This is a genomic window from Amycolatopsis minnesotensis, from assembly GCF_039529815.1.
GTDB classification, from domain to species: domain Bacteria; phylum Actinomycetota; class Actinomycetes; order Mycobacteriales; family Pseudonocardiaceae; genus Amycolatopsis; species Amycolatopsis minnesotensis.
The window spans coordinates 195,276-220,665 of sequence record NZ_BAAANN010000010.1 but is presented as its reverse complement, the minus strand read 5'-3'; the positions used below and the strand labels follow the sequence as shown (position 1 = coordinate 220,665).

27 protein-coding genes are annotated in these 25,390 nt (G+C 70.3%); 14 read left to right on the top strand and 13 right to left on the bottom strand.

The window, feature by feature from the left end; all coding sequences use genetic code 11:
* Window positions 1–533: 533 nt before the first annotated feature.
* The 3 genes from ABD256_RS15075 to ABD256_RS15065 all read right to left on the bottom strand — a co-directional run bounded on the left by ABD256_RS15075 (window position 534) and on the right by ABD256_RS15065 (window position 3,740).
* Window positions 534–971, bottom strand: a complete 438-nt coding sequence (locus tag ABD256_RS15075; protein ID WP_344418070.1) for a response regulator — start codon at window positions 969–971, stop codon at window positions 534–536.
* Window positions 968–2,512: a sensor histidine kinase gene (locus tag ABD256_RS15070; RefSeq protein ID WP_344418068.1), complete on the bottom strand. Its 1,545-nt coding sequence runs from the start codon at window positions 2,510–2,512 to the stop codon at window positions 968–970. The genes ABD256_RS15075 and ABD256_RS15070 overlap by 4 nt, the downstream gene beginning before the upstream one ends.
* 64 nt (window positions 2,513–2,576) lie before the next feature.
* Window positions 2,577–3,740, bottom strand: a complete 1,164-nt coding sequence (locus ABD256_RS15065; protein WP_344418066.1) for a PP2C family protein-serine/threonine phosphatase — start codon at window positions 3,738–3,740, stop codon at window positions 2,577–2,579.
* A 288-nt stretch (window positions 3,741–4,028) separates the two neighbouring features.
* Between ABD256_RS15065 and ABD256_RS15060 the strand changes: the two genes are divergently transcribed.
* From ABD256_RS15060 to ABD256_RS15045, 4 genes are all read left to right on the top strand, one after another.
* The gene (locus tag ABD256_RS15060) at window positions 4,029–4,865 is read left to right on the top strand and encodes an aldo/keto reductase (RefSeq protein ID WP_344418064.1); all 837 of its coding nucleotides are present in this window, start codon (window positions 4,029–4,031) and stop codon (window positions 4,863–4,865) included.
* 9 nt (window positions 4,866–4,874) lie between these two features.
* Entirely contained in the window at window positions 4,875–5,435 is a 561-nt protein-coding gene (locus ABD256_RS15055; protein WP_344418062.1) for a hemerythrin domain-containing protein, read from the top strand.
* Between the two features lie 13 nt (window positions 5,436–5,448).
* Window positions 5,449–6,252 carry a family 1 encapsulin nanocompartment shell protein gene (locus ABD256_RS15050; RefSeq protein WP_344418060.1) on the top strand — a complete coding sequence of 268 codons (804 nt, stop codon included), beginning with the start codon at window positions 5,449–5,451 and terminating at the stop codon, window positions 6,250–6,252.
* A gap of 61 nt (window positions 6,253–6,313) precedes the next feature.
* Window positions 6,314–7,102 (top strand): alpha/beta fold hydrolase, encoded by a 789-nt coding sequence (locus tag ABD256_RS15045; protein WP_344418058.1) that lies wholly within the window; start codon window positions 6,314–6,316, stop codon window positions 7,100–7,102.
* Between the two features lie 307 nt (window positions 7,103–7,409).
* Here the strand turns inward: ABD256_RS15045 and ABD256_RS15040 are convergent, their stop codons facing one another.
* Window positions 7,410–8,246 (bottom strand): S41 family peptidase, encoded by an 837-nt coding sequence (locus ABD256_RS15040; RefSeq protein WP_344418056.1) that lies wholly within the window; start codon window positions 8,244–8,246, stop codon window positions 7,410–7,412.
* 89 nt (window positions 8,247–8,335) lie between these two features.
* On the opposite strand from ABD256_RS15040, the gene ABD256_RS15035 reads away from it, so the two are divergent.
* Window positions 8,336–9,208 carry a winged helix-turn-helix transcriptional regulator gene (locus tag ABD256_RS15035; RefSeq protein WP_344418054.1) on the top strand — a complete coding sequence of 291 codons (873 nt, stop codon included), beginning with the start codon at window positions 8,336–8,338 and terminating at the stop codon, window positions 9,206–9,208.
* 195 nt (window positions 9,209–9,403) lie between these two features.
* Window positions 9,404–10,288 (top strand): hypothetical protein, encoded by an 885-nt coding sequence (locus tag ABD256_RS15030; protein WP_344418052.1) that lies wholly within the window; start codon window positions 9,404–9,406, stop codon window positions 10,286–10,288.
* Between the two features lie 10 nt (window positions 10,289–10,298).
* Here ABD256_RS15030 and ABD256_RS15025 read toward each other — a convergent pair whose 3' ends face one another.
* Window positions 10,299–10,853: a TetR/AcrR family transcriptional regulator gene (locus ABD256_RS15025; RefSeq protein WP_344418050.1), complete on the bottom strand. Its 555-nt coding sequence runs from the start codon at window positions 10,851–10,853 to the stop codon at window positions 10,299–10,301.
* A 92-nt stretch (window positions 10,854–10,945) separates the two neighbouring features.
* On the opposite strand from ABD256_RS15025, the gene ABD256_RS15020 reads away from it, so the two are divergent.
* From ABD256_RS15020 to ABD256_RS15010, 3 genes are all read left to right on the top strand, one after another.
* The gene (locus tag ABD256_RS15020; protein ID WP_344418048.1) at window positions 10,946–11,443 is read left to right on the top strand and encodes a DoxX family protein; all 498 of its coding nucleotides are present in this window, start codon (window positions 10,946–10,948) and stop codon (window positions 11,441–11,443) included.
* The gene (bluB, locus tag ABD256_RS15015) at window positions 11,440–12,066 is read left to right on the top strand and encodes a 5,6-dimethylbenzimidazole synthase (protein WP_344418046.1); all 627 of its coding nucleotides are present in this window, start codon (window positions 11,440–11,442) and stop codon (window positions 12,064–12,066) included. The genes ABD256_RS15020 and bluB overlap by 4 nt, the downstream gene beginning before the upstream one ends.
* A gap of 183 nt (window positions 12,067–12,249) precedes the next feature.
* Window positions 12,250–13,731 (top strand): pyridoxal phosphate-dependent decarboxylase family protein, encoded by a 1,482-nt coding sequence (locus ABD256_RS15010; protein ID WP_344418044.1) that lies wholly within the window; start codon window positions 12,250–12,252, stop codon window positions 13,729–13,731.
* 299 nt (window positions 13,732–14,030) lie between these two features.
* Here the strand turns inward: ABD256_RS15010 and ABD256_RS15005 are convergent, their stop codons facing one another.
* Together ABD256_RS15005 and msrA are read right to left on the bottom strand one after the other, a co-directional pair.
* The gene (locus tag ABD256_RS15005) at window positions 14,031–16,067 is read right to left on the bottom strand and encodes a DHA2 family efflux MFS transporter permease subunit (protein ID WP_344418042.1); all 2,037 of its coding nucleotides are present in this window, start codon (window positions 16,065–16,067) and stop codon (window positions 14,031–14,033) included.
* Between the two features lie 186 nt (window positions 16,068–16,253).
* The gene (gene msrA / locus ABD256_RS15000; protein WP_344418040.1) at window positions 16,254–16,772 is read right to left on the bottom strand and encodes a peptide-methionine (S)-S-oxide reductase MsrA; all 519 of its coding nucleotides are present in this window, start codon (window positions 16,770–16,772) and stop codon (window positions 16,254–16,256) included.
* A 214-nt stretch (window positions 16,773–16,986) separates the two neighbouring features.
* Between msrA and ABD256_RS14995 the strand changes: the two genes are divergently transcribed.
* A complete protein-coding gene (locus ABD256_RS14995) occupies window positions 16,987–17,292 on the top strand; it encodes a helix-turn-helix domain-containing protein (RefSeq protein WP_425546453.1) in 306 nt (101 codons plus the stop codon).
* A gap of 37 nt (window positions 17,293–17,329) precedes the next feature.
* Here ABD256_RS14995 and ABD256_RS14990 read toward each other — a convergent pair whose 3' ends face one another.
* From ABD256_RS14990 to ABD256_RS14980, 3 genes are all read right to left on the bottom strand, one after another.
* A complete protein-coding gene (locus tag ABD256_RS14990; protein WP_344418038.1) occupies window positions 17,330–18,391 on the bottom strand; it encodes a 3-oxoacyl-[acyl-carrier-protein] synthase III C-terminal domain-containing protein in 1,062 nt (353 codons plus the stop codon).
* Window positions 18,378–18,731, bottom strand: coding sequence for a hypothetical protein (locus ABD256_RS14985; RefSeq protein WP_344418036.1), 354 nt, complete (start codon window positions 18,729–18,731; stop codon window positions 18,378–18,380). The genes ABD256_RS14990 and ABD256_RS14985 overlap by 14 nt, the downstream gene beginning before the upstream one ends.
* 331 nt (window positions 18,732–19,062) lie before the next feature.
* Entirely contained in the window at window positions 19,063–19,854 is a 792-nt protein-coding gene (locus ABD256_RS14980; RefSeq protein WP_344418034.1) for a HAMP domain-containing sensor histidine kinase, read from the bottom strand.
* Between the two features lie 6 nt (window positions 19,855–19,860).
* Between ABD256_RS14980 and ABD256_RS44620 the strand changes: the two genes are divergently transcribed.
* From ABD256_RS44620 to ABD256_RS14970, 3 genes are all read left to right on the top strand, one after another.
* Complete coding sequence (locus ABD256_RS44620) at window positions 19,861–20,541, top strand: mannosyltransferase YkcB-related protein (RefSeq protein WP_486303466.1); 681 nt, start codon at window positions 19,861–19,863, stop codon at window positions 20,539–20,541.
* Window positions 20,542–20,645: 104 nt separating this feature from the next.
* On the top strand, window positions 20,646–21,851 hold the full coding sequence (locus tag ABD256_RS14975; protein WP_344418032.1) for an acyl-CoA dehydrogenase family protein: 1,206 nt from the start codon (window positions 20,646–20,648) through the stop codon (window positions 21,849–21,851).
* Between the two features lie 74 nt (window positions 21,852–21,925).
* Window positions 21,926–22,216 carry a hypothetical protein gene (locus ABD256_RS14970; protein ID WP_344418030.1) on the top strand — a complete coding sequence of 97 codons (291 nt, stop codon included), beginning with the start codon at window positions 21,926–21,928 and terminating at the stop codon, window positions 22,214–22,216.
* A 54-nt stretch (window positions 22,217–22,270) separates the two neighbouring features.
* Here ABD256_RS14970 and ABD256_RS14965 read toward each other — a convergent pair whose 3' ends face one another.
* The 3 genes from ABD256_RS14965 to ABD256_RS14955 form a co-directional block, all read right to left on the bottom strand.
* Window positions 22,271–23,284: a S1 family peptidase gene (locus ABD256_RS14965; RefSeq protein WP_344418028.1), complete on the bottom strand. Its 1,014-nt coding sequence runs from the start codon at window positions 23,282–23,284 to the stop codon at window positions 22,271–22,273.
* A 266-nt stretch (window positions 23,285–23,550) separates the two neighbouring features.
* The gene (locus tag ABD256_RS14960) at window positions 23,551–23,730 is read right to left on the bottom strand and encodes a DUF397 domain-containing protein (protein ID WP_344418026.1); all 180 of its coding nucleotides are present in this window, start codon (window positions 23,728–23,730) and stop codon (window positions 23,551–23,553) included.
* A complete protein-coding gene (locus ABD256_RS14955; protein WP_344418024.1) occupies window positions 23,727–24,593 on the bottom strand; it encodes a helix-turn-helix domain-containing protein in 867 nt (288 codons plus the stop codon). Before ABD256_RS14955 ends, ABD256_RS14960 begins: the two co-directional genes overlap by 4 nt.
* 214 nt (window positions 24,594–24,807) lie before the next feature.
* Here ABD256_RS14955 and ABD256_RS14950 point away from each other — a divergent pair, with 214 nt between their 5' ends.
* Window positions 24,808–25,080, top strand: a complete 273-nt coding sequence (locus ABD256_RS14950; RefSeq protein WP_344418022.1) for a hypothetical protein — start codon at window positions 24,808–24,810, stop codon at window positions 25,078–25,080.
* Window positions 25,081–25,390: the final 310 nt, after the last annotated feature.

Sequence of the window (25,390 nt, the reverse complement as noted above, 5' to 3'; positions counted from 1 at the left end):
CAAGGAAATGACGGCTTCCGCGTGCTCTGAAGGATGCTCCTGCAGAGGCTGGGGCGAGGCCCTCTGCCCTGAAGGTGCCCTTGAGGGAATCTGAGCCGCGAAGGGCACCTTCAGGGCTTCAGCATCACCATGCCGCGCGTCGCGAGGGTCGAGATCGCGGCGTCAGATTCCCCGAAGGCGACCTTCAGGGACCAAGCCCCGGGCGGCTCCACGCTTCCGCCACCCATCGCACCCGAATCGACGCGCACACATCATCACTGTGACCTTCGGGAACCCAGATGCCGTGAAGGGCACCTTCAGTCATCTGTGTCCCGGGCGGAGACGTCCTGCCAGGGGTGAAAATAGGGGCGCGCGCCTCCGGTGGAGGGGTGATCTTGCTGTGCCCGGCGAATCTGCTTATTTACGAGCCAGGGCATAAGCAGGCTCCGGCCGCATACCCGCGAAGGTGGGAAAAGTGGCGTCAGAGTCCCTGAAGGTCACCTTCGGGGCAGGCACGCGACCCAACCCGCTTCAGGGGAAACACCCCGCGCCGGTCAGCGGGGGAGCTTCACCACGGTGACGAAGAAGTCGTCGATCTGGCGGACCACCTCGACGAACCGGTCGAAGTCCACCGGCTTGGTGACGTAGGCGTTCGCGTGCAGGTCGTAGCTGCGCAGGATGTCCTCCTCCGCCTCGGAGGTGGTCAGCACCACGACCGGGATGGAGCGCAGTTCCGGCGACGCCTTGATCTCGCTCAGCACCTCGCGCCCGTCCATGCGGGGCAGGTTGAGGTCGAGCAGGACGAGCCCCGGCCTCGGGGCTTCTTCGTACGGCGCCTCCCGGCGGAGGAACTGCAACGCTTCCACGCCGTCCGCGACCACCGACAGGGTGTTCTTGATCTTGTGGTGCTCGAATGCCTCCTTCGTCATCAGGACGTCACCGGGGTCGTCCTCGACGAGCAGGATGTCGATCGGGTCCAGCGATTCGGTCATTCTTCCTCACTTTTCACGGGGTCCGCGTGCGCTGCGTTCTCGGTAGCCTCCGGCTCCTCGAGCGCGGGCAGGGTGAAGCGGAAGCGGGTGCCTTCGGTAGTGGTGGTGTCGAGCCAGATCCGCCCGCCGTGGTACTCGACGATCTTGCGGCACATCGCGAGCCCGATCCCGGTGCCCGGGTAGGCGCTCTTGGCGTGCAGCCGCTGGAAGATCACGAAGATCCGTTCGGCGTACTCCTCGTTGATGCCGATCCCGTTGTCGGTCACCGAGAACACCCAATCGCCGCCGTCGCGCTCCGCGTCGACGCGCACCTCCGGCGGCGCCTCGTCCCGGAACTTCAGCGCGTTGTTGACGAGGTTCTGCAGCACCGCGGTCAGCAGGGTCGCCTCACCGCGCACCTCGGGCAGCGCGCCTCGGGTGATGACGGCGCCGGTCTCCTCGACCACCGGGTCCAGGTTGGCCAGCGCCTGGTCGAGCAGCTCACCGGTGTCGACGACGACGTGGTCGCCCGCGCGCCTGCCCACCCTGGAGAACGACAGCAGGTCGTTGATCAGGCTCTGCATCCGCTTCGCGCCGTCGACGGCGAACTCGATGTACTGCTCGCCCCGCTCGTCGAGCTGGCCGGAATAGCGGCGCTGCAGGAGCTGGCAGAAGCTCGCCACCTTGCGCAGCGGCTCCTGCAGGTCGTGCGAGGCGACGTAGGCGAACTGCTCCAGGTCGGAGTTGGACCGCTCCAGCTCGTGCGTGCGCGTGTCGAGCAGTTCGTGCGCGTGCTTCAGCTCGGCGACCTCGTCGAGGATGCGCCGCCGCATGGCGTCCACGTCCTCGCCGAGCTGCACCACCTCGCGCGGCCCTTCGCCGCGCACCTCCCGGCGCAGGTCCTCCGCGTACACCGCCCTGACCTGCTCGGCCAGCCGGATGACCGGCCGGGTGATCGAGCGCCGGAATCCGAGGTAGACGAACACGAACAGGATCAGCACCAGTGCCGCGATGACGGCGAGCATGGTGGTGAGGAAGGTGGTCGCGGCGGCGAGGCTCTCGCGGGCGGCGTCCCTGGCCGCGGTGAGGTGGCGCTGCTGGGCGTCCAGCGCGGTGCGCACCGCGTCGAAGAGGTCCTTGCCGCGGTCGACCTGCGGCGGTGGCGTGTCGGGACGCGCTTCGGCCTGCCAGGCCGCGGCGGCTCGCTGGACCGCGTCCAGGTCGGCACCGGCTTCGGTGCCCGGCGTCGCGCCGAGGCGCCGCAGCTCGGCGACCGCGGCCGCCTCCTGCCGCTTGCCCTGTTCGTACGGGGTCAGGAAGTCGGTCTGCTTGGTGAGCAGGTAACCGCGCAGGCCGGTCTCCTGGTTCAGCAGGCCGGTCGAGAGCGCGGTGGCCTGCAACAGCTCAGGGCCGCTCTGATCGACGAGGCGGGTGCGCGCGTCGCTGAAGGTGTTGAGCGCGATCCCGCCGCCCACCAGCGCGGCGAGCAGGAGCACCGCCTCGGCGAACCCGAGCAGCGCCGCCCACCGCCGCAGCGACCAGCGCCGGATGTGATCGCTCATGCGATCGCCCCGCTTCGCGAGACGGCGTCCGATCCCTTTTGGCGCATCCGCCCGCGAGCGCCGCTCATCGGCCGCCCCGGTGCGTCAGCATCGCCAGCGCGACGTCGTCGTCGAGGGGGCCGCGGTTGAGGCCTTCCACGGTGGCGATCAGCTCGTCGAGCACCTTGCCGTGGTCTGGCTCCCGCCCGGCTATCCCGAGCACCAGCTTCGCCATCTCCTCGTGACCGAGCCGCTCGACCGCCTCCTCGACGCGGCCTTCGAACACGCCGTCGGTGTAGAGCAGCAGCGACCACTCCGGCGGCAGCGGAACCTCGAGCGGCTCCCACCGCGCGTCGTCGACCACCCCGAGCGGCACGCCGAGCCGGTCGTTCGGCAGCAGCTCGCCGTCGTCCCCGGTGATCAGCAACGGCGGCGGGTGCCCGGCGAGGCTCATCCGCAGCGACGCGCGGTCCGCCGCCACCGTCACCATGCACACGGTGGCGAACACCGAGCGGATCCGCTCGTGCCGCAGCACCCGTTCCACCATGGTCAGCACCTCGCCGGAGGGGAGCCCGGCCAGCACCAGCGCCCGCCACGCGATCCGCAGCGCCACGCCGAGCGCGGCCTCGTCCGGCCCGTGCCCGCAGACGTCCCCGATGATCACGTTGACCGTGCCGTCGGCGAGTTCGACGGCGTCGTAGAAGTCGCCGCCGAGCAGCGACCCGTCGCGGCCGGGGCGGTACCGGGTGGTCAGGTCCAGGTGCGGGTCCGCGAGCAGCGGCGTCGGCAGCAGCCCGCGCTCGAGCCGCGAATTCTCGCTCGCCAGCAGCTGCTGCTCGAGTAGCTGCTGTTCGACCTGCTCGGCCCGTCTGCGCTCGTGCGCGTACCGCAGCGCCTTGATCAGCAGCAGCCCGTCGACCTGGTCCTTGATCAGGTAGTCCTGGGCACCGGCGGCGACCGCGGCGATCCCGGTCTCCTCGTCGTTGTGCCCGGTGAGCACGACCACCGCGGTGCCGGGGGCGTGCCTGCGCACCTTCGTCACACCGGTGATGCCGACCGCGTCCGGCAGGTTCAGGTCGAGCAGCACGCAGTCCGCCGTCACCGGGGCGCCGAGGGCGTCGGCCATGGTGGTGACCCGGTCCAGGGTGATCGGCGCAGCGCTGTCGGCGAGGAACTCCTCGACGAGCAGGGCGTCACCGTCGTCGTCTTCGACCAGGAGGACGTGCAGGGGCGCGGCTTCGTCCGGCATCACCGGAACCCCCGCTCGCAGTGCGTTCGACAGGACATCCAGCCTTTCCCCTGAGGAGTCCGTTGCCCGGGCGTGCCGGGCCGGATGAAGAAAGCCCGCGCGTTGCCCCGCGCGGACTGGATGGCTGTTGGCGTCAACCGGCTTTCACCTTAGCGCCGCGCCCGTCGCGGGCCTACGCCCGGATCTCCGACATGCCGGGCGGGGTGCGGCGGCGGACGGGCCTCACCGGTTCGAGGGGTCCCGGTGCCCTGCCGGTTTCGCTCGCGGCGAGGTGGGTAGGCGGAGGGCATGACTTCCACCACGACGGTGCCCACGGTCCGGTTGACCGGTGGCGTGACCATCCCGCAGTTCGGTTTCGGCGTGTTCCAGATCGAGCCGGACCGGACGGCCGACGCGGTCGCGCTCGCGCTCGACGCGGGCTACCGGCACATCGACACCGCGCAGATGTACCGCAACGAACAGGGCGTCGGGGCGGGCGTCAAGAAGTCGGGCGTGCCCCGCGAGGACGTGTTCGTCACGACCAAGCTCGCCAACGACGCGCAGGGCCACGACGACGCCATCACCGCGCTCGAAGGCAGCTTGCGGCGGCTGGGGATGGACTACGTCGACCTGTACCTGATCCACTGGCCGCTGCCGATGAAGGACCGCTACGTCAAGACGTGGCAGGCGTTCGACGAGATCCTCAAGGCCGGCAAGGCGCGCGCGATCGGCGTCTCGAACTTCCAGCCCGCGCACCTCGACCGGCTCGCCGAGGAGACCGGCACGGTGCCCGCGGTCAACCAGATCGAGCTGCACCCGTACCTGCAGCAGGCGGAACTGCGCCGATACCACGACGAGCACGGGATCGCGACCGAGGCGTGGAGCCCGATCGCGCAGGGTGCGGTGCTCGGCGACGAGGTGGTCACCGGCCTCGCCGCCAAGCACGGTAAGACGGCGGCGCAGATCGTGCTCCGCTGGCACCTCGCCCTCGGCAACATCGTCTTCCCGAAGTCCGCCTCACCGGAGCGGATCCGCGAGAACATCGACGTGTTCGGGTTCGAACTGTCCGATGAGGACCTCCGCGCGCTCGGCGAACTGGACCGCGGGCAGCGCACCGGGCCCGATCCCGACACCTTCGCGGGCTGAGCGGCGCCGATGACCGACATCACGAGCCTCATCCTCGACGACCACGACTGGTTCCGGCGGCAGTTCGCGCGCCTGGACGACCTCACCGATCCCGCCGGGCTGGCGAAGGTGTGGCAGCCGCTGGCGGATCTCCTCGACGTGCACGCGGCCGCGGAGGAGGAGATCTTCTACCCGGAGCTGATCCAGCGCGGCGACGACGCCGAGGAGGAGACGCTCGACGCCGTCGGCGACCACAACGACATCCGCGACGCCGTGCGCGACGCGGCGACGCATCCACCCGGCAGCACCGCGTGGCTCGAAGCCGTCCGGCGCGCACGCGTGGCGAACAGCGAGCACATGGCCGAAGAGGAGGACGACGGCCTCGCCGACTTCCGGCGGCACGCCGACCCCGGCCTCCGCGAGGAACTGGGGCGGCGGTTCGTCGAGTTCAAGGCGGCGCACGAGGGCACGAAGGGCCTCGACACCAGTGACGTCGACCCGGAGCGCTACGTCCGCGAACTCGAGGAAGAACAGGGGAGCGGTCCGGCGGACCATTCACTCGGTATCGGCAGCCTGAAGGGACAGGACTGAGATGCACCACCTGATGCGCGAGCTCGCGCCGATTTCCGGCGCGGGCTGGAAGCAGGTCGACGACGAGGCGCGGGAGCGGTTGTCCACGCACCTCGCCGCCCGTCGGCTCGTCGACGTCGTCGGCCCGCACGGGTGGGACCACTCGGCGACCGATCTCGGCCGCGTGCGCGGGCTTGGGGCGCCGCCGGGGGTCAAGGACGGCGAAGTGCTGGTGCGCCAGCGGAAAGTGCTCCCGCTCGTCGAGTTCCGCGTGCCGTTCACGGTGTCCAGGGCCGAACTCGACGATGCGGAGCGCGGAGCCGACGACCTCGACTTCGACGATCTCGACCGGGCCGCGCACCAGGCGGCGCTGCTGGAGAACCGCGCGGTCTTCCACGGCTGGGACGAGGCGGGCATGACCGGGATCGCCGGAAGCAGCCCGTACCCGGCCGCTGCGCTGGGGCAGGCCCCGGCGGAATACCCGGGCGTCGTGGCCAAGGCGGTGGACGCGCTGCGGCAGAACGGGATCGGCGGTCCGTTCGGGCTCGCCGTCGGACCGGCCTGCTACACCAGGATCGTGGAGAGCACCGAGCACGGCGGGCTGCTCGTGTTCGACCACCTCCGCCGCGTGCTGGGCGGGGGCAAGGTCGTGCGCGCACCGGGGCTCGACGGCGCGGTCGTGCTGAGCCTCGGCGGCGGGGACTTCCGGCTCGACCTCGGCCAGGACCTCGCCGTCGGCTACAGCCACCACGACGGCGAGACGGTTTCCCTTTACCTGGAAGAAAGTTTCAGCTTCCGGGTCGCCGAACCGGACGCCGCCACCGTGCTCACGGACTGACTCGCGGTGAAACTGTCGGCCCCCTCTGTTAGACCTGGTCGGAGACCTGAGGGGGAAGGCATTGTTCTTCGAAGAGTTCGGCACCGGGGTTCCCGTGCTGGCGCTGCACGGCTGGACACCGGATCACCGGCTGATGTCCGGCTGCCTCGAACCGGTGTTCGCCGGGCGGCCCGGCTACCGGCGGCTCTACCCCGACCTGCCGGGGATGGGGAGGTCGCCCGGTGGCGCGGCGCGCGGCTCGGACGACATGGCGGCCGCGGTGTCGTCGTTCGTCGACGAGCACATCGGCACCGCGCCGTTCCTGCTCGTCGGCGAGTCCTACGGCGGCTACCTCGCCCGTGCGCTGGTGCGCGAACGGCCGGGCCAGGTGCGGGGGATGGCGCTGATCTGCCCGATCGGCACCGAGGTCGAACACGCGCGGCGCACCGTGCCGCCTCCGGTCGTGCTCAAGGAGGATCCCGCGCTCGTGGCGTCGATGACTCCCGAGGAGGCCGCCGATTTCACCGGGATCGCGGTCGTGCAGTCGCCGGAGATCCTGGCCAGGTACCGGGCGGAGATCGCGGCCGGGCTCGCCCTCGCCGACGCGGCCGCGATGGCGCGGGTGCGGGAGAACTGGACGCTTTCGGTCGTGCCCGAGACGGGTCCCGCCTACGCGCGCCCTGTCCTGGTGCTGACCGGGCGGCAGGATTCGGTTACCGGTTATGAAGATCAGTATGCGTTGCTCGGTCATTATCCCAGGGCTTCTTTCGTGGTACTGGATGGGGCGGGGCACAATCTTCAGCTTGAGCAGCCCGGGTTGTTCGGGGCTCTTTTCGGTGAGTGGCTCGATCGGGTTGCTGAAAGTGGTTAGTTCGCGTGTTTTGGCGGCTCGGTGAGAGTTTCCAGCGCGGCGTGCCGTTCCCGGCGCATTGTCGGTCCCGTTCGTCCGGCGCTGCACCGGCAGCAGGCGGCCGGCATCCTCGATGCCAGTTCGTCCATTGTGGAGTGGAGGGGTCGGTGCGCCGTCGGCGAGCGCGCGCCCGAGGAGGAGGAGGAAGAGGACGCTTCGACGAGGGCGGTCACCGCGCGCGGGCTATCGGGGTCGAACGGGGGCGCGGCACGCAGAACGTCCACATCGGACACCTGCGTCCAGTGCCTGCCGGGTTAGTGCGACGCCGTCATGTCAGATTCGCTTCAAGCCAGGCGGCGGCGGTCGCCTCGGTACCGCCGGGGTCGTCCGGGGGCAGCGGGCCGTCATAGGACCGGCCGAGGCGATCGGTCGCCAGCGAGGTGGTGATGGCCAGCGTGGAGCCGTCGGGCAGGAGGTGGCTGACGTTGCCGGTCGGCACGCCCGCGGTCGGCGCGCCGAAGACGCGGACACCGGCGGCGCGGCCGAGGCAGGCGACGAGCACGCCTTCGGCCGAGCTGGCGGTGCGGGCGTCGGTGAGGACGGCCAGCGGCGCGTCGGGGAGGTCTGATGGCGGTCGGCGGACCGAGAGGAGACGGCGGTCGTCGGCGTAGACCGTGCCGCGCGCGTAGCGGTAGGTCAGGCGGTTTCCGCCGCGTTTCAGGTACGCCAGCCTGGCGTCGGCGCCGAGCAGAGGCCCGGCCGCGGCGAGCATCGGGAACAGGTTCCCGCCGCGGTTGCCGCGCAGGTCGAGCACCCAGCCGCGCGGGCACGGCGGCCGCAGCAGCGCCCACGCCGCCTTGACGTACCGCTTCGCGGCCGAGGACCGGTGGTCGCCGGTGAATCCCGGCAGGCGCAGGTAGCCCGTGCGCCCCTGGTGCCCGTCCGGGAGTGCGCTCGCGGCGGTGTGCGTGCCGCCCTCCGCCTGCCGGAGTGAGCTGTGCCGGTCGCCGAGCGCGGCGAACACCGGCTTCAGCGCTTCGTCAAGGGAAAGGCCACGGGCGAGTGCCTCGGCGACCCCGGTGGCCGCTGCCGTCCAGTCGACCCGATCCGCGTAGAAGGCGTGCGCCTCCAGCAGTCGCAGCACGTGTTCGGCCGGGGCGGGCATGTGACCATCTTGCCCGGCGGCCGAGGCGAAGTGAGTTCGCAATCGGAACTCGGCCTAGGGTGGAGGCGCCACCGACGGAAAGAGCAGCCGTGAAGTACCGCGAACTCGCCGACGCCGACTGCGCGATCGCCCAGGCGCTCAGCGTGGTCGGCGACTGGTGGACGCTGCTCGTCGTCCGCGAGATCGCCGGTGGCCACACCCGGTTCGACGCCCTGCGGCAGGAGCTGGACATCAGCCGGAAGACGCTCACCGAGCGGCTCAAGGCGCTGGTGGCGGACGGAGTCGTGGCGAAGGTGCACTATTCGGAGCACCCGCCGCGGTTCGAGTACCACCTGACCGACGCCGGCCGCGGGCTGCTGCCGGTGCTCATCGCGTTGCAGGACTGGGGAACCCGCTTCGTCGCGGGCGACGGCTCGCTCACCGCGACGAGTTCGCCGACCTCGGCCGAAGCGAGCCGGGTGCACGGGCTGGTGGGCGCCCGGATGCCCGAGGCGCCCCTGGTCTCCGACGCGGGCGAGCGGGTGCGGCCGTCCGGCCCCGGCTGGTCGGTGCTCTACGCCTTTCCCGGCGCGTTCGCCCCGCAGGGGAATCCGCTGCCGCCTGGCTGGGCCGACATCCCCGGCGCACCGGGGTGCACCCTCGAATCGACGACCTACCGCGATCGCTTCGGCGAGTTCGACGGCAGGGGAGTCACCGTGCGCGGGGTCAGTACGCAGCGCCCCGACCAGCTACGGGCGTTCTCCGAGCACGCCGCGCTCCCGTTCGCGCTGCTCTCCGACGAAGACCTCGAACTCACCGCCGCGCTGCGCCTGCCCACGTTCCGCGCGGGCGGGGTCGACCGGCTGAAACGGCTGACGGTGCTGGTCGATCCCTGGCACGTGATCAGGGCGGTCCAGTTCCCGGTCACCGACCCGGCGGGCTCGGTCGGCGAGGTGCTGACCCGGCTCGCCGAACTGGCGTAGCCCGGGATCACCGTGCTCCAGCGGGCGGAGCTGGGCGTTTGATCCCAACCAGCTACCGCTTCCCTCCGTTAGCGGGTTTCCGAACCGGAATCGCACCGGTAGCGTTCGGCACGAAACGATCACTGGAATGCGGGACAGGGGCGCCGGCCGCCAGTCGTCCGCCCGCGAAGGCAGTTCGGCCCGAATGGAGTGTCCGTGACCAAGGCGTACCTTGCCCTCGCCGCCGTGTGCGGCCTGTGTGGACTGGTGGCGAGCCCGGCGGCGCAGGCCGATCCCGCGTGGCAGCGGGTCGGCAGCGGCATCACCGGCGGAGTCAGCGGGATGGCGGTGACGACGTCGAGCGCCGCCGAGACCGATGCGGTGATCGTGCGGGACAACAAGGAGGACGGCGAGAACCGGGTCGCGGTCGTGCGCGTGCCGGCATCCGGGCCCGCGACCTCGACCGATCTCGCGTGGTCCGGTGAGCTGCCATCCGATCTCGAGGCGATCGACGCCGTACCGGGGAAGGCGGGCGAGTTCGTCGCGCTGGCCAGTTCCGGCACCGCGTACCTGATCACTGTGGACAGTGCGAAGGCGACGGTCGTGCGGTCGTTCTCCCTGCCGGATGTGGACGACAAGGCCAACTACGAGGGATTCGCGCTGGCCACGATCGGCGGGAAGACCGTCGCGGTGTGGGCCGATCGCGGCAAGGACAAGGACCCTGGCGTGGTTTCGGCCGCGGCGGTCGACCTCGGGCAGGGCACGTTCTCGGACCCGGTTTCGGCGAAGTTCACCGCGCCCTACCCCGAAAAGCACGTGCGGCACGTGTCGGACGTGAAGGTGCGGGCCGACGGCGGGCTGCTGATCTCCTCGGCCTCGGACAACGGCGACGACGGCCCGTTCGACTCGGCGCTCTACCGCGGTGGCACCGTGAAGCTCGACGGTGACCGCGTCGCGCTCGACACCGTCAAAGACGCCACCCCGGTCGCGAAGTACCAGGGGCACAAGATCGAGGCGCTCGCCTGCGGTTCCGCTTCGGGCGTCCTCGGCACCGACGACGAAAACCTCGGCGGTTTCGTGCGGCTCGCGAACTTCTGCTGACCGGTGCCCGTCAGGATCCGGTGAGGATTCTGGCGATCGCCCGCGCTGACCGCTCGGGGTCGTCGGCGGCCCCGGGCGGCAGCGCGCCGGTCAGCCACAGCGTCGCGAACCCGTGCACGAGCGACCACGCGGCGATTTCGGCGATCCCCGGTTCGCCGCGGACCGCGCGGGCACCGCTGACGAGGAGGTCGTAGGTCCTTTCCCGCGCCGAAGACACCGCGGGGTCGTCGGCGTGGAAGAGGTCGGGGGAGAACATGACGGCGAAGTGCGCGCGGTGGCCGAGCGCGAACCGCACATACGTGACACCGGCCTCGACGAAGTCGCCGGTGCGTTCCCGTGTTTCGGTGAGCGCCGCCGCCAGCATCTCGTAGCCCTCGGCGGCGAGCGCGGTGAGCAGGCCCGCCTTGTCGCCGAAGTGGTGCACCGGCGCGGCGTGGGACACCCCCGCGCGGCGCGCCAGGTCGCGCAGGCTGATCCCGGCGGCACCGTGTTCGGTGATGGCCGCGACGGCGGCGTCGAGCACGGCACGCCGGAGGTCTCCGTGGTGGTACGGGCGGCTCGGCACGCCCTCACCCTAATCCAAATCTAGTCATTGACAAGATGTCATCGGCCCAGCAATCTTGTCAGTGTCTAGATTCGCTGGTGAAAGGGTTCCCGATGGCTCCTCTCGTGATTGTCGTGGTGGTCACCCTCGTTCTGCTCGGTGCGGGCGCGGCGGGCGTCCGCGTGCTGAGACCGTGGCCGGTCCCGGTGCGCGGCGGGCTCGCCGCGATGTTCACCGCCACCGGTGTCGCGCATTTCACCGGTATGCGCGAGGAACTCGTCAACATGGTCCCGGCGGGGCTGCCCGCACCCGGTTTCCTCGTCGCGCTGACCGGGGTGCTGGAGCTGGCGGGCGCGGCGGGCCTGGTGTGGCAGCGGACCGCGCCGTGGGCGGCGGGCTGCCTCGGCGCGCTGCTGGTGGTGATGTTCCCCGCGAACGTCACCGCGGCGCTGGACGGGCGGTGGACGGCGTTCGAGGACCAGCTCGTGCCGAGGACCGCGATGCAGGTGGTGTTCCTCACCGCCACGCTCGCTGTGGTTTTCCACCACTGGCTGGCGCGCCCCGGCCGGGTCCGCGCCGGGCGGAGGGGCACGGGAGAATCCCCGGCATGACGGCTGCGGAGTTCCTGTACGAGGTCGTGGGCAGGCGCCGCGACGTCCGGTCCGAGTTCACCGGCGAGCCGGTGGATCCCGAGGTGCTGCGGCGGGTCCTCACCGCGGCGCACCAGGCGCCCAGTGTGGGGCTGAGTCAGCCGTGGGACTTCGTGCTCGTCGAGGACGAGGAGACGCGGCGCGCCTTCCACGGTCACGTGCGAGCCGAACGCGCCCGGTTCGCCGGATCGCTGACCGGGCCCGCGGCGAAGGTGTTCGACGGCATCAAGGTCGAGGGCGTGCTCGACGCCCCACTGTCCATTGTGGTCACCTACGATCCGGCTCGCGGCGCGCCCGCGGTGCTCGGCAGGCACGCGATCGCCGACGCCGGGCTGTATTCGGTGTGCCTGGCGATCCAGAACCTGTGGCTCACCGCCACCGCGGAAGGCCTCGGCGTTGGCTGGGTCAGCTTCTACCGCGAGGAGTTCGTGCGCGAGCTGCTCGGCATCCCGGAGCACGTGCGGCCGGTGGCGTGGCTGTGCGTCGGGCCGGTCGAGCGGCTGGCTGACGTGCCGGACCTGGAGCGTGCGGGCTGGCGGTCCAGGATCGCCCTCGACGAAGTGCTCCACACCGAACGCTGGTGATCCGGTCACGACGGTCTACACCGGACCAAGGGTGCGGACAACGCGCAGGGGACACCGGCTTCTGTTGTTGTCGAAGCCTTTTCGCTCAGCCGCGTGTCCTTGACGCCGTCTTTTCGCGCCGGGCTCCCGCGCTCCCGTAGCGTCGGTGTTGATCACGGCGTCTCGAGCGGGAGGTAGGTGGAAATGGATCCCATCTTCGCGGGCACGACCAGGGGCAGGACCGCGCTGGCAGGCTATCTGACGACTGCGCTCGACGCCGTCGGGGCGGGCGTGCGCACGCGGGGCGGGCCGATCCCGGCCGGCGAGCCGGACGCGCTGGCACGCGCGTGGGCGGCGGAATTCGGCGCGCTGCTGCCGGAAAACGGGGCAGGGCCGGAGACCGCGCTGACCGAGGTCGTCACGAAACTGGCCGAGGGCGCGGCCGATCCGGCCGACCCGGCGTGCGCGGCGCACCTGCACTGCCCGCCGCTCGCGGTCGCGGTCGCCGCCGACACCGCGGTTTCCGCGTTGAACCCTTCACTGGACTCGTGGGACCAGGCGCCGGTGGCGAGCGTGCTGGAAGACCGGCTGGTGGCGACCCTGGCCGGGCTCACCGGGTACGACGGCGACACCGCGGGCGGGGCCGTGACGACCGGTGGCACCGAGTCGAACCTCATGGGGCTGCTCCTGGCCCGTGACCGGATCGTGCGCGGGCTGACCGGGACCGAGGCGCCCCAGACGGGGATCCCGGCCGAGCTGGTGGGAAAACTGCGCATCCTGTGCTCTTCGGTCGCGCACTTTTCGGTCGCGCGGTCGGCGGGGCTGCTCGGGCTGGGGGAGCGCGCGGTGGTGCCGATCGCGGTCGACGAAGCCGACCGGATGCGTCCGGACGCGTTGTGCGTCGAGCTGATGCGGGTGCGCGAGCGCGGGGAGGTCCCGCTCGCCGTGGTGGCCACCGCGGGCACCACCGATCTCGGCGCGATCGACCCGCTGGAGGCGATCGCCGAACTGACCTACGCGCACCGGGTGTGGTTCCACGTCGATGCGGCTTACGGTGGTGGCGCACTGTTTTCGGACCGGCTCGCGCCGCTGCTCGCCGGGATCGGCCGCTCCGATTCGGTCGGGCTGGACCTGCACAAGCTGGGCTGGCAGCCGATCGCGGCCGGGGTGTTCCTCAGCCGCGACCGCACCGGATTCCGCACGCTCGACCGCACGGTCGCTTACCTCAACCCCGCCGACGACGAGGCGGCGGGCTACCGCAGCAGGCTCGGTCTGTCCCTGCGGACGACCAGGCGCGCCGACGCCGTCAAGATCGCGGTGACGCTGCGGGCCTTCGGCAGGCGGGGCCTCGGCGAACTGGTGGACCGCTGCCACGACCTCGCGCGGTACGCGGCGGACGCGATCGGCGCCGACCCCAGGCTGGAGCTGCGCGCCGAACCGACCTTGAGCACCGTGGTGTTCCGCTACCGCCCGCCCGCGGGCGGGGACCCCGACCAGGCCAACGCGCGGTTGCGGCGCGCGTTGCTGGCATCGGGGAAGGGAGTGGTCGGGCGCACCACCATGCCCGACCGGTCCGGGACGGCGGCGACCTACCTCAAGCTCACGCTGCTCAACCCGGCGACCACGCAGGCGGACCTCGACAAGCTCCTGCTCGACCTCCTCGGCGAGGCCGAGCTGGCCAGATGACCCGCTAGGAAGTGGTTGAACGTGGTTTGCGCGGCGGTGCGGGTAGCCCGAAGCTGACGCGGGTCGCGGTGACCGGATCGAACCGCCGTGCGCGTTCGCCCGCGACGGCAGTACCACCTGCCTCGCGACGGCGACGGCGGGAAGACCGACACCATACCAGTCCACTGTGGACGGCTGGGCGACGCGGCCCGCCCTGCCGTCCAGCCCGGCATCCGGTTCCAGGACGACCGCGTCGGCCACGGTGCTCGCGGCACGTCTTCACCAGCGAAGCCGTCCGCGACCGGAGTGCCTGACCACGTCTACAGCAGCGCGTGGCGACCGACGCCGAGCGAGCGGCCGGTGTCGGTGATCCGCCTCGCCATCGCGTCGACGGCTTCGGTGAACTCGTGCTGGCGCGGCTCCTGCCAGTCTTCGAGCTGGTCGAGCAGCCAGTCGCGCCAGCCGGCGACGAGCTGCGCGAAGACCTCGCTGCCCTGGGTCGTGAAGCGGTAGTGGCCGTCGGTCTCGACGAGGAGGCCGAGGCCGACGAGCTGCTGCGCGGTCGGTTCGAAGATCCCGGCCGGCACGCCGGTCAGGTCGGCGATCTCCCGCATGGTCGCGTCGCCGTCGTCGACCGAGGTGCGGTAGACGTGCTGGAGCAGCCACGCCTGCGCGATGGTGATCGTCAGCCCGGTCCTGGCCAGTATCCCGTCGGCGGGATCGGACTTGAGCCGTCCCATCACGGTCGCGATGAGCTTTTCCAGCTCCTGCGAGGAATCGCTCGACGCGGGCACGGCGAAGCTTTCCCCGACCCCGCTGTTGCCCGCGGCCGCCGCGCGCGAGGTGTCCCGCAGCGGAACCTCCTTGAGGAACAACGCGACCACGAGCGCCAGCACGCCGACGGGCGCGGCGAACAGGAACATCAGGTGGAGAGTGTCCACATAGGCCCCGATGATCGGGGTGCGCAGCGGCGCGGGCAGCGAGTGCAGCGCCTGCGGGCTCTGCGCCACGCGCGGGTCGACACCCGGCGGCAGCGGGTGGCCGGCCAGTGCCGCGGCGAGCTTGTCCGGCAGGTTCCCCGAATAGATCGTGCCGAACAGGGCCACCCCGAACGAACTTCCCAGCGTGCGCAGGAAGCTCACCCCCGAGGTGGCGACGCCGAGATCGGCGTAGTCGGCCGTGCTCTGCACGACGATCACCGGCACCTGCATGATGAGCCCGACCCCGGCGCCGAGCACGATCATGTAGAGGCTCATCAGCCAGTAGCTGGTACCGGCGTCGAGCAGCGACATGAGCAGGAGCCCCGCCACCATCAGCACCGAGCCGAAGATCGGGAAGAGCCGGTAGCGCCCGGTCCTGCTGATCACGGTGCCGGTGACCAGCGCGGCGGCCATCAGCCCCGCCACCAGCGGCAGCATCCACAGCCCCGACAGCGTCGCGCTTTCGCCCCGGACGTACTGCAGGTAGGTCGGCAGGTAGGTGATCCCGCCGAGCATGGCGAACCCGACGAGGAAGCTGAGGACGCCGGACACGCTGAACACCCGCCCGCGGAACAGCCGCATCGGCAGCATCGGCTCCGCGGCGCGCTGCTCCACCAGCACGAACGCGACGAGCAGCACCACCGAGACGGCGGCCATCAGCAGGATCGTCGGCGAACCCCACGGGTATTCGGTCCCGCCCCAGCTCGTGACCAGGGTGAGCCCGCTGGCGGCCAGCGCGATCAGGATGATGCCGAGGTAGTCGATGCGGGGCTTCGCGGTCGAAACCACCCGGGGGAGCGCGATCGCGGCGATCACGAGCACGAGGATTCCCAGCGGGATGTTGACGTAGAACGCCCACCGCCAGCTGAGGTGGTCGACGAAGAGACCGCCGAGCAACGGGCCCACCACGGTCGAAATGCCGAACACCGCGCCGATGAAACCCTGGTACTTGCCGCGTTCCCGCAGCGGTACCACGTCGGCGATCACGGCGGCCGCGGTGACCATCAGCCCGCCACCGCCGAGACCCTGCACCGCGCGGAACGCGATGAGGGTGCCCATCTGGTCGGCCCACCCCGCGAAGAACGAGCCGACGAGGAACAGCGCCACGCTCGCGATGAACGCCTTCTTGCGGCCGAACAGATCGCCGAACTTCCCGATCAGCGCGGTCATGATGGTCTCGGCGAGCAGGTACGCGGTGACCACCCAGGACAGGTGCGAGCCGCCGCCGAGATCGCCGACGATCGTCGGCAGCGCCGTGGCCACGATCGTCTGGTCGAGCGCGGACAGCAGCATCCCGAGCATGATCGCGGCGACGACCAGGTTGCGCGCGCCCCTGCTCAGCTCGCGCGGTCGCGCGGTCGATTCGCCTTCTGCCATGGCGCATCCTCACGTCGAAGTCGACGCGAGATTAGGCCGTGCTGGCGCTTTCGCGCTCTCCGCGTCACCCGACCGTGGCAGGTCCGTCAAAATACGGACCTTCGCGCGGAATCGCGGGCGGCGCACTGACCACAGTGGACGACGGCTGCCGCTCCGTGACCGTGCACTCCTGACCCGGCGAACCGGTCAGTGGCGGGCGGGCAGCTTCCAGTCCGGGCGGGGGAAGTGGCACGTGTAGCCGTTCGGGATGCGCAGCAGGTAGTCCTGGTGCTCCGGCTCCGCCTCCCAGAAGTCGCCGGCGGGGACGACCTCGGTGACCGCCTTGCCCGGCCACAGGCCGGAGGCGTCCACCTCGGAGATGGTCTCCTCGGCGACCTTCTTCTGCTCGTCGGTGGTGTAGAAGATCGCCGACCGGTAGCTCGTGCCGATGTCGTTGCCCTGGCGGTTCTTCGTGCTCGGGTCGTGCACCTGGAAGAAGAACTCGAGCAGCGCCCTGAAATCGGTCTTCGCCGGGTCGTAGACCACTTCGATGGCCTCGGCGTGGCCATCGTGGTTGCGGTACGTCGCGTTGGCGACGGTGCCGCCCGTGTAGCCGACGCGTGTCGCGACGACTCCCGGCTGGCGGCGGAACAGATCCTGCATCCCCCAGAAGCAGCCGCCGGCGAGGACTGCGGTCTCGGCGGGCTTCCCGGCTGGGGTGGACATACCGCGGCTCCTTTGCAACAGACCTCGGATGGGCTCTTGACACCACGATATCCCCCGGTGCCGCCGTCTTCCACCGGATGGGATGTTGCCATCGTCTTACGGCGTCCGGGTGCCGATGCTGCCGATGGCGTAGTGCGAACGGGTTGTTCGGTGCCCTTCGCTGGACGCCGACCAGCGAACTCTGCACAATCGGCGCGAGCCGAGGGGGTTCGCGATGGGGCGCCGGGAACGTCCGCTTGCCGAGGACGGCGGGGTGGTGACGCGATTCGCGGCGGGGTTGCGGAAGCTGCGCGCCGACGCGGGGAAGCCGACCTTCCGCGAACTCGCGCGGCGCGCGCACTACGCCGCGGGCACGTTGTCCGAAGCCACGGGTGGCAAGAAGCTGCCGACGCTGGCCGTGACGACGGCGTTCGTCCGCGCCTGCGGTGGTGACGTGCGCGCGTGGGAAGCACACTGGCGTGCCGCCGACGCCGCGCTCGCCACCGAACGGGACGAAGAACAGGCCGCGCCCGGAGACTGACCCCGCCCGGCTCGTGGGGCCGGGCGGGGCCGCGAGGTCAGGGGCGCCCGCCGGGTCCGCCAGGGGGCGGGGTTTCCCGTTCGACGCGCAGGACGGCCGCGGTCCAGGTCATCCCGACACCGACGCCGAGCAGGAGCACGTGGTCGCCTTGGCGCGCTTCACCGGTGCGCATCAGGTGGTGCAGCGCGACGATCTGGTCGCTGGCGCCGAGATGCCCGAGCCGCAGGCCGAGCCCGGTCATGGTCTGCCCCTCGGTGATGCCGAGCGGGCGGAGGATCTGGCTGCGCACCAGGTGGCGCCCGTAGTGCGGCGCGCAGATCTTGGCCACGTCCGGCAGGTCGAGGTCCGCGTCGCTCAGCGCGGTCTTCACCACGGTGGTCACCGCGTCGCTGTTGCGCGCGTGCACGTAGTCGCTGCCCCGGTCTTCGAGCCATTGGCGTTTGCGGAGGCGGATGTCGATCGGGGTACTGGCCGCCGCGCTGGCGGACCGGAACGGCTCGGCGCCGCGTTGCAGGCCCTCCAGTGACGGGTCGGAGAAGGACGCCACGGACACCAGCCGTGCGAATCCTGGCCGCCGCGAGAGCACGAACGCGCTGCCCGCGTCACCGTAGACGATGCCGATATCGGTGCTCCAGTGCGGAAAACCGGGGTTGCCGAAGCGATCGCCCGCGGTGAGCAGGACGTCTTCGTGGTCGGGTCGGCCGCGGAGCACGCTGGCGGCGAGGTCGAGCCCGGCGACCATGCTGTTGCTCATCGCGCCGATTTCCAGCGCCAGCCCCGCCCACGGCCCGATGCCGAGCTGGTCCCGTACGTAGGAGGCGGCGTGCCAGAAGTCGATACCGGCGTAGTAGATGCCCGCGTGCAGGGAAAGCGACGGCCGGACGGCCTCGCCGCAGACGGCATCGGCGTGGCGCAGCGCTTCCCGTGCCGCGCTCACCGCGAGATCGGGGCCGTGCCGGTCGGCGACCGAGGTCGAGAGCTGGCCCGTCTTCGCGGCTTCTTCCGGTGTGTAGGCTCCCGCGGCGACCGGTGCCGAGACCGGGGTCAAGGACCCGAGGTGGCAGCCGATCCCGGTGAAGTAGAGGTCATCGAACTTCATCGCGGCACTCCCGATCGTGCACGGGGCGGGCCTGGACGCCGAGCATGCCGTCGCCGAGTTCGGCGGCGCGCCCCACGTCCCAGCCCGCTTCGGTGAGCGTGGCCAGCACGGAACCGGTGTCACCGTTGGGAAAGCGGTGGAACCCGGCGAATCGCGGGTTGGCGCCGTCCGGTTCCGCCACCGCGAGGTGCGCCCATCCGGTTTCCCGGTCCCAGTGCACGAGCAACCGCTGGGGGAGCGCGGCGTTCCGGGGTGCGCGCGACGGGTTTCGTGCCTTCGGCTGCGGCGGCACAGCGAATGCGGCCGGTACCGCGAATGCCGTCGGTGTCGTGTCGTTCAAGCAGATCTCTCCATGGCGCCAGCGCGCGAACAGGCGCCGCTGACCGTTTCGGGGGGTGAGAAGACAGCGGGCCCGGATGACCGGTCCCGCCGGGCGGCCGCGTCGTTGGGGCTCGCGGGGACGTGCCGAAACGTACCCCGACGATCTTGGAACGCCCTACCGCACCCGCTACGCACAGTGACAGATCCGGTCTGATATGTCGCGGCCGTTGTGAAATTTCCCGAATATAACTCGGATTCCTTCGTGTCGGTCGAGGAGTACACAGTGGACTAGTGCGGCCCGCGACTACCCACAGTGGTGTTACCCCGGTGGTGCGATTGCGTACCGGATCTCACTGATCGTGTTCACCTGGCCGGTTCCCGTTCATCGAAGGGGCGGACTCCGTCGGCAGTTCCACTCGGGCGCACGCGCCGGACCCGCCCGGCGGGTCGACGAAGCGGGCGGAGCCGCCGTGGGCCGCCACGGTGCTCGCCACGATCGCCAGGCCGAGCCCGGATCCCGGCAGCGCGCGGGCGCCCGGCGCGCGCCAGAACCGTTCGAACACCTGCCCGCGCTGGTGCTCCGGGATCCGGGCCCGCGGTCGGTGACGGTGAGCCGGCCCGGACTGGAGCGCAGGCCGATCGCGGACCGCTGCGCCGCGCACGGCTTTGTCGATGACCGTCCGCATCTCCACCTGCTCGCGGGCGAGCCCGGTCCCGTCCCTGGCCAGCTCGACGAGTTCGCCGACGAGATCGCTGAACTCCCCCGCCTGCGCCTGGAGCCGGTCGAGAACCCGTTCCCGGCGGGCCGCGGGGAGCGCGCGCCCGGTCCGCTCGACGCGGACCAGCAGGTCGACGTTCGTGCGCAGGCTGGTGAGCGGGGTGCGCAGCTCGTGGGCGGCGCCGGTGACGAGCCGGTGCTGCCGGTGCCGGGACTCCCGCAGCGCGGCGGTCATCGACGCGACCGCACTGCCGAGACGGCCGACCTCGTCGCGCCCGGAAACCTCGACCCTGGTCCGCAGGTCCTCGGTGCGCGCGATGTGCCCCGCGGTCTTCGTCAGCCGGTCCATCGGCGCCGGCGAGCGCCGGGCGAGCAGCAGCCCGGCGGGGAGCCGAAGGGCGCGGGCGAACTGAGTGCGCGGCAACGGCGAATGCTCGACTGCGCGGTGCGGAACGGCGACGGGGCGGCGATCGCGCTGGCTGTCGAGGGCGCCAACGCGGCGGCCGGGTACATCATGAACTCCGACGCGGTGGTACCCGCCATGGGCGGGTTCATGGGCTCGGACAACGCGCCCACCATCGACCAGCTCCGAACTGGGTCGACGACGGCACGGGGCGGGGCGTGCTCGCCGAGAGCGGTGGGATCGCGCAGCGGCAACGCCAGGAGTGGGGCGAGTCGCATTGTTCCGTGGTGGATCCGGGGCTCTACGGGGAGGTCCCGGGGACTGCGAAAGGGCCCTCCCCGGAACAGGGGACGAGGGAAGTCCTTATCGGTGCCTACCCGGGTGAGAAACCGTTTCCTCAGGTACGGAACACCAGCTCTGGTGCACCAAGGGGAAGCGGATACCGGATCAGCGGGCCGTGGACAAGATCCGCCCCACCTCGTGCGAGACCCCTGCTGTGGGCGGCCGAGAACCAGCCCCAACGGACCGCGAACGCGTTTCGTACCCGGCTCGCCGAACAGTCCTGAATGGACGGTTATCCCAGCGCGCGGACGTCCGTTGACACTGCGTGGGACCGCTGCTCTACTCGGACGCATGGACGGCACCCCGCTGACTCGCCGCCGCCACGTGGACCCCGTCCGCGTGGCCGGTTGTCGTTGTACCGCTTGATCCTTCCTCCTTTCCAGTTCCCGAAACCGTTCCCCGCACCGCGAAAACGGGGGGCGGTGAACCATGCCCGCGCACCTCCGGCCCGAGTAGATCGGAAGCCAGCCATGACCACGATCGAGAACCCCGTCCGCACCGAGGCCGAATGGCTCGCGACCGCGCGCGACGTGGCCGCCAAGCTCGCCGTCGACGCCGTCGAACGCGACCGCGCGAACCAGACACCGCACCGCGAGGTGCGGCTGCTCAAGGACTCCGGGCTCGTCACGCTGCTCGGCCCGCCCGAACACGGCGGTGGCGGGCAGAGCTGGGAGACGGCCTACCGCGTCACCCGCGAGGTCGCCCGTGCGGACGGCTCGATCGGCCAGCTGCTCGGGTACCACTACCTGTGGGCGTGGGCGGCGCGGCTGGTGGCCACCGACGAGCAGATCGCGGCGGTCGAGGAGCTGTACACGACCAACAAGCTCTTCTTCGGCGGCGCGGTCAACCCCCGCGACTCCGACCTGACGATCACCGACGAGGGCGACGAGATCGTCTACAACGGACACAAGTCCTTCTCGACCGGCAGCAAGGTCTCCGACCTGACCGTGCTGGAGGGCGTGCTTTCCGGTACCGAGGACCACATCTTCGCGATCGTTCCGTCCGAACAGGACGGTATCGTGTTCCGCGACGACTGGGACAACATCGGCCAGCGGCTCACCGAGTCCGGCGGCGTGAGCATCACCGGTGTGCGGGTGCCGTGGGCGAGCGCGGCGGGGTACGTCGGCAAGGTGTTCCGCCCGCTGACCTACAACACCCTCAACGTGCCTGCCATCCAGCTCGTCTTCACGAACTTCTACCTCGGCATCGCACAGGGCGCACTGGAAACCGCGCTGGCCTACACCCGCGAACGGACCAGGCCGTGGCCCTACGGCGGCGACGACAAGGCGTCCGCCGCCGAGGAGTGGTACATCCTCGACGCCTACGGCGACCTGCAGGCGAAGCTGTGGGCCGTCGAGGCGCTCACGGACAAGGCGGGTGCGGCGATCTCGGCGGTCCTGCACGCGCCGAGGGAGGACCTGACCCCCGCCGTGCGCGGTGAGATCGCGGTGCTCATCGCCGCGGCGAAACAGCGGGCGATCGACGTCGGGCTCGAGGTCAGCACGAAGATCTTCGAGCTGACCGGTGCCCGTGCCAGCGCTTCGCAGTACGGCTTCGACCGGTTCTGGCGCAACCTGCGGACGCATTCGCTGCACGACCCGGTGGCCTACAAGCGCCGGGAGGTGGGCGCGTACGCGCTGCTCAACGAGGTGCCGGAGCCCACCTGGTACACCTAGCGGGCGTCGCGGCTCCCGGCGCACCGCTATGGTCGGAGGTGAGCCGGAACCGGCCGATACGGACGGAGCAGACGATGAGTGAAACCGAAGACCCGAAACCGGCCAGCGCCGAGCCCGCCGCACCGGCGCCGTCCGCGTTCACACCGCCGGCCCCGGAGTTCGACTACACCGACGGCGGCGTGCCGACGTTCGACTTCGTGAAGGACCGGATCGAAAAGCGGGCCGCCACCGCGGAGGGGACCACCGAACTCGCCGGGCTCGGTACCGGGCAGGACATGGCCGCACTCGACAAGAAGCTGGCCGACCGCGACGAGGCCGCGAAGGGCAAGCTGGCCGAGATCCGCAAGGCGATGCGCGGCGAATAACGCGGCGTCCGGCCGGGATGTCGCCATCCCGGCCGGACGCCGTGCTCAGAATGTTCAGGCCAGGGTCAGGCCGTACGCGGACAGCTCACGGGTGAGCGGGTAGAAGTAGCTGGTGGTGCTGTTGCCGCCGGACAGGGTGCCGAGACCGGTCGAGCCGTCGTAGGCCGGGCCGCCGGAGTCGCCGTGGTCGGTGTGCGCACTGGTGCCGAACTCGTGGTTGAGCACGCCGACGTCGAAGTTCACCGACTGGTCGACCGATTTGACGGTGCCACCGCCGCCACCGGTGGTCGAGCCCTGCTTCTGGATCCGCTCGCCGACGGTCGGCGTGCCGGCCCTGGTGATCACCTGGCCGGTGTTGATCTTGCCGGGGCCGGTGCCGTTCGGGCGGGTCAGCAGGCCGGAGTCGGCGCCGGGGCAGTCGCTTTCCACGATCCTGGCGCCGGTGACGTCGCCGCCGGACCAGGTGCCACCGAGGTTGGTGCAGTGGCCGGCGGTGAGCAGGTACGGCGTGCTGCCCTTCTTCACGTTGAAGCCGAGCGAGCAGCGGCCCGAACTGTTCCTGATCGCGTCGCCGTCGGAGATGTGCAGTTCGAGCTTGCCGGTCTCGTGCTCGATCCTGGCCCGGTCACCGAGCCGGTTCGCCGCCGCGGTGACCTTCTGCGCCGTCGCCGGGGTGGCCGCCGAATAGATCGTCACCACGACCTGGTTGGCGCGGGTGTCGATGCCCCATGCGGTCTGGGGGACGTCGTGCACCTGGTCGAGTGAGTCCTTGGCCGCGGTCAGCGCCGCGAAGCTGTGCGCGACCTTCTTGGCGGTCAGTCCCGCCGCGTCGACGGTCTGCGCCGCCGCGTCGTCGAGCACGGTGACCACGGCTTTGCCCTGGTCGAGGTAGAAGCCGCCGGACGAGGCGCCGAGCGAGTCCGTGACCTGGGTGGCCTGGTCGATCGAGGACTGCTGCAACTGCGCGAACGCCATGGGGTCGGCGGAGGCGGTCTGCGCGCAGACGCCGGTCGCCATCGCCGCGGCGGAGAAGACGGCGAAGAGGGAAAGGGATTTCCTGGACGGCATGTTTTCTCCAGAATTCCGGTGGAGCACGGGGTAACACCGCACACTTTCGAGCCGGGGAAAACCGCCCGCTACCGACCAAGGTTGTAAACAAACCGACCACGATCCGGGAAACAGGGCGAACCGGATGTTCCGGTGACAAAACGGTCTCGACGGCGACACCTATTTAAAGGGCGGGAATACCCCGGAAGCGTGCCGGGTTTCGCCCCGCCACCCGCGGGCGCGAAGCACCCCCGGCACTCAACAGGTCTGCCGGGGGTGCTCGGTGTTCAGCGGAGTCGCGTGAGGAACGCGTTCCATGTGGACGGGCGGAGGGTCAGGTCTCCACCGGTTCGGTCTTTGGTGTCTCGTACTCCGATGATCGTGTCGAGTTTGACTTCGACGCAATCGCCTTGCTCACCGCTGTGACTCGACGTGCGCCACCTTTCTGATGGCGTTTGGTGCTTCATGTGGTGTTCTCCCGTTTCCTGAGTTCTTCCTTGATCAGCTCCCGGGTTTCGTCCGGGCCGTACGCCAGTCGGCGCAGGTCCTTGACCAGGTTGTCCTGGTAGGCGTGGACATCGCTTGGATCCGAGATGAACGCGCCGGTGCGATGGTGCTCGACGTGCAGCACGGTCGGCCCGTCACCCGACGACTCGTACAGCGAGAAGGGGCCCATGAGGCCGCCGTTCCATTCGCCGTCGACCGGAAGGGCGCGAAGGTCGATGTTTTCGAACTTCGACGCTTTCACCAGGTAGCGCAACTGCCCGCACATCACGTCAGGGCCGCCGATACCGCCCTTGATCGCGGGCACGCCGAGGAACGACGTCATCTTGAGCGGATCGTCGTCGCGCAGGATCGCGTGCTGGCGGCCCAGTCGGACGGTCACGAGGTGATCGATCTCGCTGTCGGTGATCCTCGCCGAGCGTGCGATGATCGCCCTCGCATAGGCCTGTGTTTGCAGCATTCCTGGTACGAACAGCGGCGACCAGTTAGTGAGCCGCACAGCATTGCGTTCGAGGTTCATCACCCCGGCGAGCTGGCTCGGGACCCCGCCGGGGCCGACGGTCAGCCAGTCGCCGCCGTCCGGCGCGCTCGCGACTTCGAGGATCCGGTCGCGTTCCTCGCCGACGACACCGAGGTGCGCCAGGAAGGTCGCGACGGTGACATCGTCGGGCGTCGCCTCGCCGCGCGTCCAGCGGCCCACGGTCACATGGCTGTAGCCCATGAGCTTGGCGATGCTGCGCTGCGAGTGCTCTGACTTCTCGAGAACGGAGTTCAGCATGTCCGCCAGCGCTCGCGCCCGCGGGGTACTGGCATTGGTACTACCCATGTACCAAATTCTATCGGAGTGGTACCACTTGCGCGCCAGTACTCGATCAGGTCATTGTGGCCAGCGGTAATGTCGGTACATAGTGGAAGTACCATCTTTTGTCGGCGTGCCAGGCTTCGCGTGTTCGCGTTCGCGTGCGAGGGCCGGGCCCCGGCGTTCAACAGGGCGCCGGGATCCGGTGGCCGCCGCACGGCACGGCACGAAGGAGACCACTGTGGACACGACGACCGAGCTGCTCTCGAAGGACGATGTCCTGGAACGAACGGGTTTCCTGCGCTCGATGTTCGCGAACGAGCGACACTCGCTGGGTGAAGCGCTCGACAACCTGCTCGCGAACCTGGACGACTTCGTCACCCTCATCGAGCACCATTCCTATGAGGCCGACCGCGACCGGTGCACCGCGGTCACCAGCGCGCGGCGGTTCCGGGACGCGACACTGCACCAGCTCACCGCCGCCTACGAACGCCACCCGGACTGCCCGTGGTGATTGTCCCCGCGGCGGTACGCCTCGAAGGGCGCGGTAACGCGGAGGAGGGCGCGGCAGGGCGATGGCGTATGCCCCGAAGTACGCCTTGGGGGCGTCTGATGCCGCGGTCTCGCCCTTCGCGGCATCCGGCACGGCGACCCCCATTCCCTGAAGGACGCCTTCGCGGCGTTGGATTCCCTCAAGGCTCCCTTCAGCGCATACCGACACCAACCCGCACCGTCGCGAAGGGCGAGTTAGCGGCGTCAGATTCCCCGAAGGTGCCCTTGAGGGCGTACCAGGGGCTTGCATCGAGACTCGAGCGTCTCAAGTC